Here is a 16,995-nt window from a genome sequence, read left to right on the forward strand (position 1 = left end):
CTTTCTTATTATAACACAAGTTTTTTCGATTTTCACTAAAGGAAATGGATTTTATTCAGCAAATCGAGCTATGATGGTACCTTAGTTGCCAAGATTTCCTTGCCTTCTTTTATCAAGGGATGACGAAACAGTGAGAAATACAGTTGAATGGTCATGGCAACCCAGATTAAGGGTTCGCAAAGGATAACTCCCTTATATCCTGCCCAAGGGATAATCAAAACCACAAAAGCGATTTTCCCGATTAGTTCGATAAAGCTAGAAACCAGAGGAAGGATTTTTTGCCCCAAGCCCTGCAAACAATTGCGATAAATCAACAAGAGGCTCAAAATGGGATAAAAGGCTGAGCTGATTTGCAGGTAGAGACTACCGTTTTCTACCAGGTATCCATCCGTCGAACTGGCCAAGAAGGAAACTAAGCTAGGACTGGCAAAAAAGAGGAAGACACAAACAAAAACTGCCCAAGACATACTCAAACGACTGCCAATTCGAAGTCCTTGAACAATGCGGTCTGGTCGCTTGGCACCAAGATTCTGCGAAGCAAAGGTCGTCATAGAAGCAGAAATAGCAGTCATTGGAAGAAGGGCAAAGGCCATGATGCGTCGAGCTGCCGTCTGGGCGCTAATGATCACAGCTCCAAAGGTATTAACAGAAGATTGTAAAATCACACTACCGATAGACACAATCGAACTCATCAAGCCCATAGCCAAACCTTGCTCTAAGAGATCCGCGTACAGGGCCTTATCCCATTTGAAATGTTTGAGCTGAGGGAGCAGTTCTGGAACGCTCTTACGAATATAATAAAAGCAAAGAACCGCTGATAAGCCCTGCGAAATGATGGTGGCAAGTCCCGCGGATTGAACTCCAAGATGCAATTGCGTAATAAAATAGAGATCCAGAACCACATTAACCAAGGCAGAGAAAATCAAAAAACCAAGGGCAGCAAGACTGTCCCCAATAGACCGCAACAAGCCTGCAAAAAGATTATAGGCAAAGCTGACACCGACACAGGTCACAATCATAGAAATATATTGATAAGATTGAGGAAGAATTTCTGCAGGAGTATCTAGGTATTGCAAGAGAGGATACAAACCAAGAAAGCCAAGCAGCATCACTACAATACTCAAAAGGGCACCTAGTATCCAAGTGGCTGCTACTGCCTCCTTGATTTTAGTGAAATTTCGAGCCCCATAATGGCGAGCAATGACAATCCCCATCCCATTGCCAACACCAAGTGTAAAGCCTATTATCAGATCAAAAATGGCCGTTGTCGCCCCTACTGCAGCCAAGGATTCTTGACCAAGAAAACGCCCAACAATCAAGACATCAGCAGTATTATAGAGCTGTTGAAAAATATTTGATAGCAAGATTGGGAAGGCGAAGCTTAAGAGCGAGGGAAGAATAGGACCATGTATCAGGTCCACTGTTCGTTTTTTATTCATAAGGCTATTATATCAGCTTTCTAGATGAGCGACAAGAAACAGCAAACTATAGGCAATCTGAAATCTTGAACAAAGAATCGAAAAAGCAGTGGATTTCTCCACTACTTTGACAGCTTATTCTTCAATTTCGATTTCAAGCTCATCGCCTAGGTCAAGAGTTACTTCTTCATTCACAGAGTCTACTTGAGTTGCTTCTTCTTTTTTAGTTTCAACACCTTCTGCAGAAGCTTCTTCTCCATCAATCAAACCAAATTGAACACGGACTTGATGGTCAATCTCATCAAAGACTTCTGGGTTATCTGCCAAGTATTTCTTAGCATTTTCAGAACCTTGCCCGATTTTCTCATCCTTGTAAGAGTACCAAGCTCCTGCTTTTTTGATGATGTCCAAATCGCTTGCGATCTTCAAAAGCTCACCAGTCTTAGAAATCCCTTCTCCATACATGATTTCAACGAAGGCTTCCTTAAATGGTGGAGCCACCTTATTTTTCACGACCTTAATCTTGGTTTCCTTACCAACATTGGTATCTTTTTGGTCACCAGTTCCCTTGATTTGTGTGCTTCCACGAACATCCAAACGGACTGATGCGTAGAATTTCAGAGCACGTCCACCAGGAGTTGTTTCTGGATTTCCAAACATGACCCCAACTTTTTCACGCAATTGGTTGATAAAGATGGCAATTGTTTTGGTTTTATTGATAGAAGCACCAAGTTTACGCATAGCCTGGCTCATCATACGAGCCTGCAAGCCAACGTGACTATCACCGATATCTCCATCAATTTCCGCACGAGGTACAAGGGCCGCAACTGAGTCGACTACGACAAGATCTACAGCACCTGAGTCAATCAATTTTCCTGCAATCTCAAGACCTTGCTCTCCTGAGTCTGGTTGAGACAAGAGCAACTCATCAATGTTGACCCCAAGGGCCGCAGCATAAGCTGGATCGAGGGCATGTTCCGCATCGATAAAGGCTGCAATACCACCTTCTTTTTGTGCTTGCGCAACTGCATGAAGGGCAACCGTTGTCTTACCAGATGACTCTGGCCCATAGATTTCAATGATACGTCCCTTAGGATAACCACCTGAACCAAGGGCAATGTCAAGAGCCAAAGAACCTGAACTCATCACTTGCACCTTTTGCTCCGCACGTTCACCCAAACGCATGATTGATCCTTTACCAAAGTCTTTCTCAATCAATTTAAGAGCGTCATTCAAGGCTTTTTCACGTTCTGCCCCAAATTTTTTTGAAATTTCATCTAATTTTTTGGTTTTTTCGCCATTCTATTCTCCTACATTCTAATGGTCCTCAGACCTATCTACTATTATATCAAAAGTTAGTCACTTAATAAAGCCTTGCGAACTAGGTTAAAGGCATGCATAACAGCAATGTGACGTACATCTGCTCGACTTCTGCCTCCAATATTAACCTTTATGACTTCAGTTTCATTCTCTTGAGCCAAGCCTATGAAGACTGTCCCAGCTGGATGTCCTTCTAGGCTATCTGGTCCTGCCACTCCAGTCAAACTAAGGCCAAAATCAGACTGGGTCTTGCTTCGTGCCTGCTCAGCCATCTTCTGTGCTGTAAATTCAGACACCACACCCTGTTCTTCCAAATCCTTGACAGGAATATCCAACATCTTTGATTTTTCCTCCAAGCTATAGGTTACAAAACCACCCTTGAATATACTTGAAGCACCCGAAAAATCAGCTACGCTGGCTTGGAAAAGCCCTGCCGTCAAACTCTCTGCAGCCGTGATGGTTTTCCCTTGCCTTTTTAGTTCTTCTACAACAATGCTGGCTAAACTAGTTTCTTCCCCATAGCCATAACAAAGGTCTCGTAAAGAAAGTCCTTCAAAGGTTTGATAATCCAAGATTTGGTTTTCTAAGATATCCAGCGCTTGATTCGCCTCTTCTTGACTGCTAGCCTTTGTTGATAGACGCAAGGTTACCTCTCCTGTCTTGGCATAAGGTGCTAAGGTTGGATCTGTTTGATTATCAATCAAATCAGCCAAAATCGTAACCAGCTGACTTTCTCCAATTCCAAAGAAACGAAGAACTCGGGAATACAGCTTGCTCCCTGTCATCAACTTGGGTAGAAGTTGGTTTAAGACCATGGGTTTTAATTCACTTGGTGGACCTGGAAGGACAACGTAGGTCACTCCATCGACTTCCAATATTCCTCCCACAGCCAGTCCTGTTTCATTCGGCAGTGGAGTTGCTCCATCTACAATTTGAGCTTGTCTTTCGTTATTCGGTGTTCGGGCATAGTCTGGTCTCTGAGCAAAAAAGACATCCAACTTCTCCTGCGCCTGAGGATCGAAGACTAATTCTTTCCCTAAAAATTTAGCCAGAGTTTGTTTGGTCAAATCGTCCTCAGTCGGTCCCAAACCACCTGTCAAAATCACCAGACTACTACGTTGACTGGCAATCTCAAGCAAAGACAAGAGACGAACTTCATTATCTCCTACAGCCGTCTGAAAATATACGTCTACCCCAATCTCAGCTAGTTTTTCTGATAAAAACTGGGCATTGGTATTGACAATCTGTCCTGTCAAAATCTCTGTTCCAACAGCAATGATTTCTGCTTTCATGTTTCCTCCTACCTATCTATTCGTATTTTTTTGAAAAAATCGCAGGAAATGTCCCACGATTTTAACTATAAAATAGATTATTCTACATCTTCTTGATTTGTTGTATTATTAATCGTACCTGTTCCCAAACCGATACCATTTTGGTTTCCAAAAATATCTTCATATAAGACTGCATTTGTCTCTAACTCTGTCACCTTCGGTTTATCAAGTGAGGTTCTCAAAAGATTCTGGATTTCTAACAAGTGGTTAGCAGTTACGATTTGATAAGATGTCCCTTGCAAGTCGGCATCTTCTCCTCGTAATTGTTGAGTTTCAATCGTTTTAAACGAGTCCTTGTAACCTAATAAGCTTGGAATACTTTTCGCAGATAGATCAATATTAGTCTGCATATTGGTACTTAGGGCTTTTAGGATAGATTGATAGTGACTAACACTATTCAAGCTAAGAACTTTTTCAACAACCTTTTGAATAACTTCACGCTGACGTTTCTGACGTCCGTAGTCCCCTTCTGGGTCCTGGTAGCGCATGCGAGAATAAACAAGAGCTTCATCTCCATTTAGAGTTTGTTGCCCAACACCAATAGAAATGGTATTAAATTCCTCTTGGTCACTAATAGAAATCGGGAAACCTAGCGTGTTATTGACAGTTATACCACCCACTGCATCGACTAATTGTTGCAATCCGTGCATATTGACCATAATATAGCGGTCAATATGGATGTTCATCATCTTCTGAATAGTTGAAATAGCCAACTCTGCACCACCATTGGCATAAGCAGCATTTAGTTTTTCTTCCTCAATCCGCCCATCTTTTTGCTGAATTTTTGTCAAAATATCTCGCTCTAAACTCAACATCGTTGTTTTTTTCGTATGCGGATTAACCGTTAAGAGAATCATAGAGTCACTATTCCCCTCCCAAGGGTCAGTTCGTTCCACGTTTCCAGTATCAACCCCCATCAAAAGAATCGTTAAGGGTTCAGTCGCCTCAATAACATTGGTTTCTTCCCCAATCTTTTTATAGGTCCGTGATAAAGTTTCTGTTCCTTGTTGATAAATAGTATAAGCAAAAACACCCACACCCAAAACTGTCACTGCTAGAAAAACTAGCACCATTCCAATAATTTTTTTAACCATATTTCTATTAATCTATCAGCCTACCCATCAGGTAAACATCGATAAATTCCCCTTCTTCTATGTACGCACCGCGCTCTTGTATACCTTCAATTACAAAGCCATGCTTTTGATATAAATGAACTGCAGCCTGATTACGAGTTTGGACAGTGAGTTGAAGTCGACGAAGAATGCCACTAGCCTGCGCCCATTCTACTACTTCTTCAAGTAACAAACTTCCCAGCCCATTATTCCAATACTTCTTACCAATCACAATGAAGAGATCACCGATATGACGAACTCTCTTACGTTGATCAGCTGTGATATTTACAAGACCAGCAATTTCATCATTCAGCAAGGCCAGTAAAGTGATTTGATTTTCCGAGTGAGACTGTTTATCCAAAAACAACTCCATCTCAGTATCTGTCATCAAAATGCCATTACTGTCCAGACTGGTAAAATCTGTTTCTACACTGACACGATTTAAAAATGATACTAATTCAGCCGCATCTTCAACTTCTGCTTCCCTAATGAGCAACTCATACTCCATGTTGAAGCTCCTTTAAGAGTTTTTCTGCACGCAAACCCTTGGCTTCGAAGTTTAATCTGCGACCGTCTTCCTCTTTTCGAATTTCCAATTCTAAATAGGTATCTGGTAAAGCATCACCTAAAAGATTCCCCCACTCGATGACGGTCACCCCACCACCAAAGAGAAACTCATCCAAATCAATAGAATCAGCATCACCCTCAATACGATAAACATCTAAATGATAAAGAGGAAGACGACCTTCATACTCTCTTACGATAGTGTAGGTTGGACTCTTAATCATCTGAGTAATCTGTAATCCTTTAGCAAGACCTTTTGTAAAGGTCGTTTTGCCTGCTCCAAGTTCTCCAGTTAGAATTAAGACGTCATTTTTTTCTAATAAATAGCCCAAACGTTCACCTAAGGACTGTAACTCTTCTTCATTTTTAGTGTACATATTTCTATTATACCAAAAAGTTATTCTTTGTCGAGATATTATCTGTGAATTCCATATTATAAATTGTAAAACTTGAACTATCTCTTCTTTTGTTCTTAAAATAGAAACAGCAAGAAGACAACTAACAAGATATCTCTCATCAAATGGCTGTAAAATGAAACTTCCCAGCGAATGACTTTTGGCACCAACAGTCCTAGAAATAGCATTCCTAAGGTAATATAAAATGTCATAGATAATAGCATCCAAGGATTTCTGAGAAAGACTAGAATAGCTAGTCCACTAATAAAACACATCTCCTTCTTTCCCAAAATCTTTTTCAATCCATTTACATACTTCTGAATCGGTAAAAAGACTAGCAAATCAATACCAAATAAGAAAAAGAAACTCGGTAGAAAGGCTTCCACAAACCCTTCTACAGATGTATTTCCTGCAAGGATATGTTCTATGACAATTAAAGCTAAACCCAAAATATTTACTAAGAGCAACAGACTATACAAGAATTGTTGCTTGTCTTCCTTAAAAACTGAATAAGATTGATTTCGCTGTCCACTATAGTAGTTTATCCCTGCCCCAATACTGGCAAGGAGCAACATGCCAACTAAATAATAGAAGCAGTTTTGATTTAACATCAAGGCCCAAGTCGATAAACTTAAACAAGAACAGCTACTAATACCAAAAACTGTCAGCAATAACAAAATACGAATTTGCTTTTTCATTTTTTCCATCATTCTTCCTCCCTTACTTGCTCTTATTATAGGCTAGAAATCCTCCCCATTGCTAGAATATTTCTCAACTGTCAGTTTTCTACTCTAAAATGCAAAAAAGTTTGATGCAAGTAACCCTTACATCAAACCTTTACTACTTTCCGTCAAACCAAAAAGCAATTTCTCGCTTAGCTGACTCTTCTGAATCTGAACCATGTACAACATTTTGGATAGCTTGGTTTTCACTAGCAGCTTTTGCGAAATCACCTCGAATCGTTCCTGGTAAAGCTTCTTCTGGACGAGTCGCACCCATCATAGTCCGCCAAGTTTCAATTACTTTGGGACCAGAAATGATACCTACAAGAACCGGTCCTGAAGTCATAAATTCACGAATCGGTGGGTAAAAACTTTGACCAACCAAGTCCTGATAGTGCTGGTCAATCAACTCTTCTGAAACCTTTGTACGCAACTCCAATTTTTCGATTGTAAATCCACGTTGTTCGATGCGTTTCAACACCTCCCCCACTAATCCTCTTTTTACACCGTCTGGTTTAATGATAAAAAATGTTTGTTCCATACCTGTCTCCTTTGTCAGCTTCTTTCTTTTATACTCTTCGAAAATCTCTTCAAACCACGTCAACGTCGCCTTGCCGTAGGTATGGTTACTGACTTCGTCAGTTCTATCCACAACCTCAAAGCAGTGCTTTGAGCAACCTGCGGCTAGTTTCCTAGTTTGCTCTTTGATTTTCATTGAGTATTATTTTACCACATTTCATGAAAAAATGGAGAAAGTTTTCAGAAAAGAGAAAGAGAACCCGAAGGCTCTCTCATTCTCTTTTATTCTACTGTTTCTTCCACAGTTTCAACGGCAGTATCCACAACTACTTCTGTTGTTTCTTCGTTTCCTTCTTCCTCTACTGGAGGATTAAGGTATTCTTCTTCGTTGACAGCATGTGGTTCAAGGTTACGGTAACGGGCCATACCAGTACCAGCTGGGATGATCTTACCGATGATAACATTTTCTTTAAGTCCAAGGAGATGGTCTTTCTTACCACGGATAGCCGCGTCAGTAAGGACACGAGTTGTTTCCTGGAAGGAAGCCGCTGACAAGAAACTGTTGGTTTCAAGTGAGGCTTTGGTAATTCCCATGAGGACTGGTCGACCAGTCGCTGGAACTCCACCTGCGATAAGGACATCTTTGTTAGCATCTGTAAAGTCATTGATATCCATGAGGGTACCCATGAGAAGATCTGTGTCACCTGGATCCATGACACGGACTTTACGGATCATCTGACGAACCATTACCTCGATGTGTTTGTCACCGATTTCTACCCCTTGGCTACGGTAAACTTTTTGTACTTCACCGAGAAGGTAAGTTTCAACTGACAAGACATCACGAACTGCAAGGAGGCGTTTTGGTTGGATAGAACCTTCTGTAAGAGCAGCACCACGCGCTACTTGGTCTCCAACTTCTACACGCATACGAGCTGTAAATGGAACGACATATTCACCTTCGCCAGTTTCACCCTTAACAAAGACTTTCTTAGTACGAGTTGAAGCATCTTCTTCGATAGCAGTAACTTGTCCTTTAACCTCTGTGATAACCGCTTCCCCTTTAGGATTGCGGGCTTCAAAGATTTCTTGGACACGAGGAAGACCCTGAGTGATATCGGTATTTGAGGCAACCCCACCCGTGTGGAAGGTACGCATTGTAAGCTGTGTACCAGGTTCCCCGATAGATTGGGCAGCAATTGTACCAACTGCTTCACCAACTTCAACCGCATCACCAGTCGCCAAGTTGATACCGTAACAGTGACGGCAGACACCATGACGAGTGTTACATGTAAATACAGAGCGGATAGTCACTTCTTCCACACCAGCATTGACAATTTCACGCGCCTTGTCTTCTGTAATCAACTCATTTGGACCAATGATAACTGCACCAGTTTCTGGATGTTTAACAGTTTTCTTAGTGTAACGACCGTTGAGACGTTCTTCGAGTGACTCGATCATCTCTTTTCCTTCTGCGATAGAACGGATCAAGAGACCACGGTCTGTTCCACAGTCGTCCTCACGGATGATAACGTCTTGGGCAACGTCAACCAAACGACGAGTCAAGTAACCTGAGTCGGCTGTCTTAAGGGCCGTATCGGTCATACCTTTACGCGCACCGTGAGTTGAGAAGAACATTTCGAGTACTGACAAACCTTCGCGGAAATTTGAAAGGATTGGCAATTCCATGATACGTCCGTTCGGAGCAGCCATCAGACCACGCATTCCGGCAAGCTGTGAGAAGTTTGAGATGTTACCACGGGCTCCAGAGTCCATCATCATAACGATTGGGTTCTTAGGATCTTGGTTAGCAATCAAACGTTTCTCTAGTTTTTCACGAGCAGCACGCCATTCAGCTGTAACAGCATTGTAACGCTCGTCGTCTGTGATCATACCACGACGGAATTGTTTTGTGATTTGTTCTACACGTTTGTGTGATTCTTCAATGATTTCAGCCTTGTCATCAACAACTGGGATATCGGCAATACCCACTGTCAATCCTGCAAGAGTTGAGTGGTGGTAACCGAGGTTCTTCATGCGGTCAAGTAGGGCAGAAGTTTCTGTCGTACGGAAACGTTTGAAGATTTCAGCGATGATATTTCCAAGGTTTTTCTTCTTGAATGGAGGGTTAAGCTCAAGATTGCTGATAGCTTCCTTGATATCTCCACCAAGTGGCAAGAAATATTTAGCTGGAACGCCTTCTGTCAAGTTGGCATTGTTTGGTTCTTGCAAGTATGGTAGACCCTCTGGCATGATGTCGTTGAAGAGGATTTTACCAACTGTTGTAAGCAAGACCTTATGTTTTTGCTCTTCTGTCCAAGGCTTGTTGAGGCTGTCTGTTGCGATACCAACACGTGAGTGGAGGTGAACATAACCATTACGGTAAGCCATAACCGCCTCGTCACGGTCTTTGAAGACCATTCCTTCACCTTCACGACCAGCTTCTTCCATGGTCAAGTAGTAGTTACCCAAAACCATGTCCTGAGATGGAGTAACAACTGGTTTACCATCTTTCGGGTTCAAGATATGCTCAGCAGCGAGCATCAAGATACGAGCTTCTGCTTGGGCTTCTTCTGAAAGCGGTACGTGGATGGCCATTTGGTCCCCGTCAAAGTCGGCATTGTAGGCTTCACAGACAAGTGGGTGCAAGCGAAGGGCCTTACCATCAATCAAGACTGGCTCGAAGGCTTGGATACCCAAACGGTGAAGGGTCGGTGCGCGGTTCAAAAGTACTGGGTGTTCTTTGATTACTTCTTCAAGGATATCCCAGATACGCTCATCTCCGCGTTCCACCAAGCGTTTAGCAGCTTTGACGTTTTGCACGATATCACGTGCAACGATTTCACGCATCACAAATGGTTTAAAGAGCTCGATCGCCATTTCACGTGGCACACCACATTGGTACATCTTAAGCGTTGGACCAACGGCGATAACGGAACGTCCTGAGAAGTCAACACGTTTACCGAGCAAGTTTTGACGGAAGCGCCCTTGTTTACCTTTAAGCATGTGGCTCAATGATTTCAGTGGACGGCTACCTGGTCCTGTGATTGGACGACCACGACGACCATTGTCAATCAAAGCATCAACCGCTTCTTGAAGCATACGCTTCTCATTTTGAACGATGATACCTGGTGCATTCAACTCAAGCAAACGAGCCAAACGGTTGTTACGGTTGATAACACGGCGGTAAAGATCGTTCAAGTCAGATGAGGCAAAACGGCCACCATCCAACTGCAACATTGGACGAAGATCTGGTGGAATAACTGGAAGGATGTTGAGAATCATCCATTCAGGTTTGTTTCCAGATTTGTAAAAGGCATCCAAAACATCCAAACGACGGATGGCTTTAACACGTTTTTGTCCAGTAGCTGTTTTCAACTCTTCTTTGAGTTCAGCAATTTCTTTTTCAAGATCTACTTGTTTTAGAAGGTCTTGGATAGCTTCGGCACCCATCTTGGCAACGAATGATCCATAACCATACTCACGCAAGCGCTCACGGTATTCGCGCTCTGTCATGATAGACTTGTGCTCAAGTGGTGTATCCTTGGGATCAATCACCACATAAGCCGCAAAGTAGATAACTTCCTCGAGGGCACGAGGGCTCATATCAAGGGTCAAGCCCATACGGCTTGGAATCCCCTTGAAGTACCAGATGTGAGATACAGGAGCTTTCAATTCGATATGCCCCATACGCTCACGACGAACTTTTGTACGCGTTACTTCAACCCCACAACGGTCACAAACAATCCCTCTGTAACGAATGCGTTTGTACTTACCACAAGCACATTCCCAGTCTTTTGTAGGACCAAAGATAACTTCATCAAAGAGTCCTTCACGTTCTGGTTTCAAGGTACGGTAATTGATTGTTTCAGGTTTTTTGACTTCTCCATAAGACCATGAACGGACTTTACTTGGAGAAGCTAGGGTGATTTGCATACTTTTAAAACGATTTACATCAACCACTATTTCTTCCCTTTCTATTCTAAGTGAACTGCTTATTCTTCAGCAGCTTCTTCTGTTTCTTCCGCTTTTGTTGCTTTCTCAGCTTCTTCAGCTTCAAAAGCTGCTTTAGCCTCTTGAGCTGCTTTTTCGCGGGCTTTTTCAAGGTCATCTACGTGGATGACATCTTCGTCCATTCCTTCATCCAAGTCGCGAAGTTCCACTTCTTGGTCATCTTCGTCTAGGACACGCATATCAAGACCAAGTGATTGCAATTCTTTGACAAGAACTCGGAAGGATTCTGGAACACCTGGTTTTGGAATTGGTTTTCCTTTTGTAATGGCTTCATAAGCTTTCAAACGTCCGTTGATATCGTCAGACTTGTAAGTCAAGATTTCTTGAAGGACATTTGACGCACCGTAGGCTTCAAGAGCCCAAACCTCCATCTCACCGAAACGTTGTCCACCAAACTGAGCTTTACCCCCGAGTGGTTGTTGGGTAACAGTTGAGTATGGTCCGACTGAACGCGCGTGCAATTTATCATCAACCATGTGGTGGAGTTTGATCATGTACATGACTCCGACAGAAACACGGTTATCAAATGGTTCACCTGTACGTCCATCGTAAAGGATTGTTTTGGCATCGCTATCCATACCAGCTTCTTTAACAGTTGACCAAAGGTCTTCAGAACTTGCTCCGTCAAAGACTGGTGTTGCGATATGAATACCAAGAGTACGAGCAGCCATACCAAGGTGAAGCTCCATAACCTGACCGATATTCATACGTGATGGCACCCCAAGTGGGTTCAACATGATATCGACTGGAGTTCCATCTGGAAGGTAAGGCATGTCTTCTACAGGAACGATACGAGAGACAACCCCTTTATTTCCGTGACGTCCGGCCATCTTATCTCCGACCTTGATCTTACGTTTTTGAGCGATGTAGACGCGAACCAGCATATTAACACCTGATTGCAATTCATCTCCATTTGCACGGGTAAAAATCTTAACATCACGAACGACACCATCGGCACCGTGTGGTACACGAAGAGAAGTGTCACGTACTTCACGAGATTTGTCTCCGAAGATAGCGTGCAAGAGACGTTCTTCAGCTGAAAGGTCCTTCTCACCCTTAGGTGTTACTTTACCTACAAGGATATCACCTTCTTTAACCTCAGCACCGATACGGATAATACCCATTTCGTCAAGGTCTTTAAGGGCATCTTCACCAACGTTTGGAATTTCACGAGTAATTTCTTCAGGCCCAAGCTTTGTATCGCGCGTTTCTGATTCGTATTCTTCAAGGTGAACAGATGTGTAGACATCGTCTTTGACCAAGCGTTCGCTCATGATAACGGCATCCTCGAAGTTGTAACCTTCCCAAGTCATGTAGGCAACGATTGGGTTTTGTCCAAGCGCCATTTCTCCATTTTCCATAGAAGGTCCGTCAGCAATGAAATCGCCTTTTTCAACGACATCGCCAACTTTTACGAGAGTGCGTTGGTTGTATGCAGTACCTGAGTTTGAACGACGGAATTTTTGGATGTGGTAAACGTCCAATGAACCATCTTCACGACGAACTTCTACCTTGTCAGCATCTGCATAGGTAACTTTGCCGTCATACTGAGCAATCACAGCAGCTCCTGAATCGTGGGCTGCTTGGTATTCCATACCAGTACCAACGTAAGGTGCTTTTGGATTAATCAATGGCACAGCCTGACGTTGCATGTTGGCTCCCATGAGGGCACGGTTGGAGTCATCGTTTTCCAAGAAAGGAATACATGCTGTCGCAACGGCAACTACCTGTTTTGGTGATACGTCCATGTAGTCAACAACATTAGCTGGATACTCTTGGTTGACCCCTTGGTGACGACCCATGACAACTTTCTCAGCAAATGTTCCATCTTCATTCAGACGAGAATTAGCCTGTGCTACAGTAAATTCATCTTCTTCATCGGCTGTCAACCAAACGATTTCGTTCGTAACAACACCTGTTTCACGGTCAACTTTACGGTATGGTGTTTGAACAAAACCATACTTGTTCAAATGTCCGTAAGATGACAAGTTATTAATCAAACCGATGTTAGGGCCTTCAGGTGTCTCGATTGGACACATGCGACCATAGTGAGTGTAGTGCACGTCACGTACTTCATATCCAGCACGGTCACGTGTCAAACCACCAGGTCCTAAGGCTGACAAACGGCGTTTGTGAGACAACTCAGAAAGTGGGTTGTGTTGGTCCATGAACTGTGACAACTGTGATGAACCAAAGAATTCTTTAACCGCAGCTGTTACAGGACGGATATTGATAATTTGTTGCGGTGTCAAGACTTCGTTGTCCTGAACAGACATACGTTCACGGACATTACGTTCCATACGAGAAAGTCCAAGACGTACTTGGTTGGCAAGCAATTCACCAACCGCACGGATACGACGGTTCCCAAGGTGGTCGATATCATCTACACGGCCAAGTCCTTCAGCCAAGTTGAGGAAGTAACTCATCTCAGCAAGGATATCTGCAGGAGTGACGATACGAACCTTGTCATCTGGATTAGCATTACCGATGATTGTTACAACACGGTCTGGATCAGTTGGTGCAACAACCTTGAATTTTTGAAGAACAACTGGCTCAGTCACAACGGCTGCATCATTTGGAATGTAGACAATCTTGTTCAAGTCGCCATCCAAATGGCTTTCAATACTTTCAATCACGCTACGAGTCATGATTGTACCAGCTTCTACCAAGATTTCTCCAGTTTCAGGATCTACCAATGGCTCTGCAATAGTTTGGTTAAGCAAGCGTGTTTTAACATTGAGTTTTTTATTGATTTTGTAACGACCGACAGCTGCCAAGTCATAACGACGTGGGTCAAAGAAACGAGCCACAAGCAAGCTACGTGAGCTTTCAGCAGTCTTAGGCTCACCTGGACGAAGACGTTCGTAAATTTCTTTCAAAGCTTCGTCGGTACGAGAGTCCATTGGGTTCTTATGGATATCTTTTTCAACAGTGTTGCGAACCAATTCGCTGTCACCAAAGATATCAAAGATTTCATCATCACCTGAGAAACCAAGCGCACGAACCAAGGTAGTGAATGGAATCTTACGAGTACGGTCGATACGAGTATAGGCGATATCTTTTGAGTCACTTTCAAGTTCCAACCAAGCTCCACGGTTAGGGATAACCGTTGAACCGTAGCCCACTTTACCGTTTTTATCAACTTTATCGTTAAAGTAAACACCTGGCGAGCGGACCAACTGAGATACGATGATACGTTCACCACCATTGATGATGAAAGTACCCATTTCTGTCATGATTGGGAAATCACCAAAGAAAACTTCTTGAGTTTTGATTTCGCCTGTTTCTTTATTGATCAAGCGGAAGGTTACAAAAATTGGTGCTGAGTAGCTAGCATCGTGGATACGAGCCTCTTCTAGCGTGTATTTTGGTTCCTTGATTTCATATCCAACAAATTCCAACTCCATTGTGTCTGTGAAGTTTGAAATCGGCAATACATCTTCAAACACTTCCTTAAGACCATGGTCTAGGAAATCTTTGAATGAGTCAGTTTGAATTTCAATCAAATTTGGTAAGTCAAGAACTTCTTTGATTCTTGAAAAACTACGACGGGTACGATGTTTCCCGTATTGAACGTCATGTCCTGCCAAGATGATTCTCCTTTGTAAATAAGTTCCAAGCCTTGTCAATCAGGCTTTTCTAATCGTCATATGGTTTTAAAAACCCCTATCACCGTGTCCTCTTGATAAATTTTCAGAATCTTTAAGTCTTTGTTACAAGTACTCAAAATCCTGAAAAAAAGCACAAAAAGAGCAGCTAAATCTGACTTTTTCAGAAGATTTAACTGCTGTGAGCCTTGTCTGGACAATATTTCAGACAAAACCTACGACAAATGATTACTCACATTATACCCTATTTAGCTAGATTTTTCAAGGGGATTAACGATTTTTTGACAAAATCTTTTCCTATAAAAAAATTAAATTCAATGATCACTTTGCAAATTTCATTTTCGGTTCAATAAAAATATAGTAAATTACGATTGTACTATTTTATCCTAGGTTGTTTTTCTTGACTTTACTAGGCTTTTATTTTAATATATATGTATAAATATATAGGGAGGTTTATGATGAATATCTTGCTGTCTAAAACTGAACAAGACTTGCTATTCTTACTGGAAGAATTAACCAAACACCATGATTGGATAGAAATTCCAGTCTTGGCCGAGAAGCTGAATTTTTCAATCGAAGAATTGCAAGAACACCTTTTTAAGCTTGAGCAATTGTTTCCTAACCTCCTGATTCAATCAAGAAAAAAAGGCATTCAATTGCAGTTTGAAATGCGGAACTCCTTAGACCCTAGAATTACTATCTTTGAACAATCTGAAACCTACTCTTTTTTGAACCATCTATTTTTCAAAGAGGGACAATCACTTGAGCAAATTTGTCAGGAACTTGTGATTAGCTGCGAACAAGTTCAGAAAACCATCCAGCATCTAAATACTAAACTCCCACAACACTATGGAATCAAGGTCCAACTTTCTCCTTTAGTCATGGAGGGAGAAGAAGAGGATATCCGTGCCTTTTATCTGGACTACTTTAGCCAAAGTTACAGCTTTCTTGATTGGCCCTTTCCCTCTATTTCTGAAGAGGCACTCACTCAGCTGATTCAGCTATTTTTAAAGGCCCAACAAGTTTCACCCAATCTCAGCAGTCTACGACAAATCAAATATACCTTGGCTATCAATCTAGAGCGGCTAAAAAAGGGACATTTCATTAAAAATCCTACTCCCCTTTTAACCAGCCACTACAGCTCTCTCATGCAGATTCCCCAGTTTGAACAAGATATCAAAAAGCTGGCTAAAAAGCTACATTTTGAAGCTACAAAGGAAACACTAGAACAGCTATTTTCAAATCCAGTAAAGTCTCCTCAAATCACAAACAATCCTAGCAATGGAGCACTGGGTAATATTCATCATATCCAAAAATCTTACCGTTTATTGAGCCAAATCCTAGAAGAACTAGCTAAAGAATTTCACCTACAGATTGAAAATCGCGAGGAATTGATTTGGCTCCTCCACTACACTGCCCAACCTGATTTCTTCCATTTACTCAGTAACCAGTCTATCGACAGACAGAAATCTCAAATTTTAAGCAGTTATCAAGTAGAATTTCCAAAACTATTTGAAGTAAGTCAACACAAATTCCATTCTTACCTGACTGAAATGAGGCTAGAAAATCACCCAAGTAAGCTGCAAGAACTTGTCTACACCTTTTCTATCCAAGGGCAACGAATTTTAGTCCAATTACTTCAAAAACTTCCCAAAATACGTGTTTTAGTCATTAGTCATTTGGATAGCCATCACGCACAAAACCTTATCGACACCCTTGCTCACTACGGCAATAATCTCTATCTCTTTGATTCTTGGGAAGAATCTACGATTTCTTTCTCAGTTCTCAATCAAATTCCTCATGATATTGTTATCACTACCTTTCCTGTCACCAACTCTCCTAAACCACTTATCTACAATCGTAACTTCTCTACTTCAGAATTATTTCATCACCTTCACCTGCTGGCTTCTCAAATTCATAAAGAAAGACTGGCTTAATCGTAACAAAATTTGTTGCGATTTTTCTTTTAGTTTAACTTTAGGAAAACGCTTGCAT

General features: G+C 42.0%; 11 protein-coding genes. 1 reads left to right on the plus strand and 10 read right to left on the minus strand.

Annotated features, from left to right (window positions below; all coding sequences use genetic code 11):
• Positions 1–68 precede the first annotated feature (68 nt).
• The 10 genes from SK637_RS08485 to rpoB form a co-directional block, all read right to left on the minus strand.
• The gene (locus tag SK637_RS08485) at positions 69–1,439 is read right to left on the minus strand and encodes an MATE family efflux transporter (RefSeq protein WP_033689410.1); all 1,371 of its coding nucleotides are present in this window, start codon (positions 1,437–1,439) and stop codon (positions 69–71) included.
• Positions 1,440–1,553: 114 nt separating this feature from the next.
• On the minus strand, positions 1,554–2,690 hold the full coding sequence (gene recA, locus SK637_RS08490) for a recombinase RecA (RefSeq protein WP_033689411.1): 1,137 nt from the start codon (positions 2,688–2,690) through the stop codon (positions 1,554–1,556).
• An 83-nt stretch (positions 2,691–2,773) separates the two neighbouring features.
• Positions 2,774–4,030, minus strand: coding sequence for a competence/damage-inducible protein A (locus SK637_RS08495; RefSeq protein ID WP_033689412.1), 1,257 nt, complete (start codon positions 4,028–4,030; stop codon positions 2,774–2,776).
• Positions 4,031–4,107: 77 nt separating this feature from the next.
• Positions 4,108–5,163: a glycopolymer--peptidoglycan transferase LytR gene (gene lytR, locus SK637_RS08500; protein ID WP_033689413.1), complete on the minus strand. Its 1,056-nt coding sequence runs from the start codon at positions 5,161–5,163 to the stop codon at positions 4,108–4,110.
• A gap of 7 nt (positions 5,164–5,170) precedes the next feature.
• On the minus strand, positions 5,171–5,689 hold the full coding sequence (locus SK637_RS08505) for a GNAT family N-acetyltransferase (protein WP_033689414.1): 519 nt from the start codon (positions 5,687–5,689) through the stop codon (positions 5,171–5,173).
• Positions 5,679–6,122: a tRNA (adenosine(37)-N6)-threonylcarbamoyltransferase complex ATPase subunit type 1 TsaE gene (tsaE, locus tag SK637_RS08510; protein ID WP_033689415.1), complete on the minus strand. Its 444-nt coding sequence runs from the start codon at positions 6,120–6,122 to the stop codon at positions 5,679–5,681. Before tsaE ends, SK637_RS08505 begins: the two co-directional genes overlap by 11 nt.
• Before the next feature lie 95 nt (positions 6,123–6,217).
• A complete protein-coding gene (locus tag SK637_RS08515; protein ID WP_237397628.1) occupies positions 6,218–6,850 on the minus strand; it encodes a competence protein in 633 nt (210 codons plus the stop codon).
• Positions 6,851–6,980: 130 nt separating this feature from the next.
• The gene (gene ndk, locus SK637_RS08520) at positions 6,981–7,403 is read right to left on the minus strand and encodes a nucleoside-diphosphate kinase (RefSeq protein WP_033689660.1); all 423 of its coding nucleotides are present in this window, start codon (positions 7,401–7,403) and stop codon (positions 6,981–6,983) included.
• A gap of 260 nt (positions 7,404–7,663) precedes the next feature.
• Positions 7,664–11,341: a DNA-directed RNA polymerase subunit beta' gene (gene rpoC, locus SK637_RS08525; RefSeq protein ID WP_033686295.1), complete on the minus strand. Its 3,678-nt coding sequence runs from the start codon at positions 11,339–11,341 to the stop codon at positions 7,664–7,666.
• 32 nt (positions 11,342–11,373) lie between these two features.
• Positions 11,374–14,982 carry a DNA-directed RNA polymerase subunit beta gene (gene rpoB / locus SK637_RS08530; RefSeq protein WP_033689417.1) on the minus strand — a complete coding sequence of 1,203 codons (3,609 nt, stop codon included), beginning with the start codon at positions 14,980–14,982 and terminating at the stop codon, positions 11,374–11,376.
• 476 nt (positions 14,983–15,458) lie between these two features.
• On the opposite strand from rpoB, the gene SK637_RS08535 reads away from it, so the two are divergent.
• Positions 15,459–16,937 carry an AcpB/EbpR/MafR family transcriptional regulator gene (locus SK637_RS08535; RefSeq protein WP_033689418.1) on the plus strand — a complete coding sequence of 493 codons (1,479 nt, stop codon included), beginning with the start codon at positions 15,459–15,461 and terminating at the stop codon, positions 16,935–16,937.
• The last annotated feature ends 58 nt before the right edge of the window (positions 16,938–16,995 follow it).

Origin of the sequence: Streptococcus mitis (assembly GCF_000722765.2) — a bacterium.
GTDB classification, from domain to species: Bacteria; Bacillota; Bacilli; order Lactobacillales; family Streptococcaceae; genus Streptococcus; species Streptococcus mitis_AQ.

What these genes read in the sequence shown, in the direction of transcription:
- SK637_RS08485 (WP_033689410.1), bottom strand. Translation starts at nt 1,439, where the DNA reads ATGAATAAAAAACGAACAGTGGACCTGATACATGGTCCTATTCTTCCC.
- SK637_RS08495 (WP_033689412.1), bottom strand. Translation starts at nt 4,030, where the DNA reads ATGAAAGCAGAAATCATTGCTGTTGGAACAGAGATTTTGACAGGACAG.
- lytR (WP_033689413.1), bottom strand. Translation starts at nt 5,163, where the DNA reads ATGGTTAAAAAAATTATTGGAATGGTGCTAGTTTTTCTAGCAGTGACA.
- SK637_RS08505 (WP_033689414.1), bottom strand. Translation starts at nt 5,689, where the DNA reads ATGGAGTATGAGTTGCTCATTAGGGAAGCAGAAGTTGAAGATGCGGCT.
- tsaE (WP_033689415.1), bottom strand. Translation starts at nt 6,122, where the DNA reads ATGTACACTAAAAATGAAGAAGAGTTACAGTCCTTAGGTGAACGTTTG.
- SK637_RS08515 (WP_237397628.1), bottom strand. Translation starts at nt 6,850, where the DNA reads ATGATGGAAAAAATGAAAAAGCAAATTCGTATTTTGTTATTGCTGACA.
- ndk (WP_033689660.1), bottom strand. Translation starts at nt 7,403, where the DNA reads ATGGAACAAACATTTTTTATCATTAAACCAGACGGTGTAAAAAGAGGA.
- SK637_RS08535 (WP_033689418.1), top strand. Translation starts at nt 15,459, where the DNA reads ATGAATATCTTGCTGTCTAAAACTGAACAAGACTTGCTATTCTTACTG.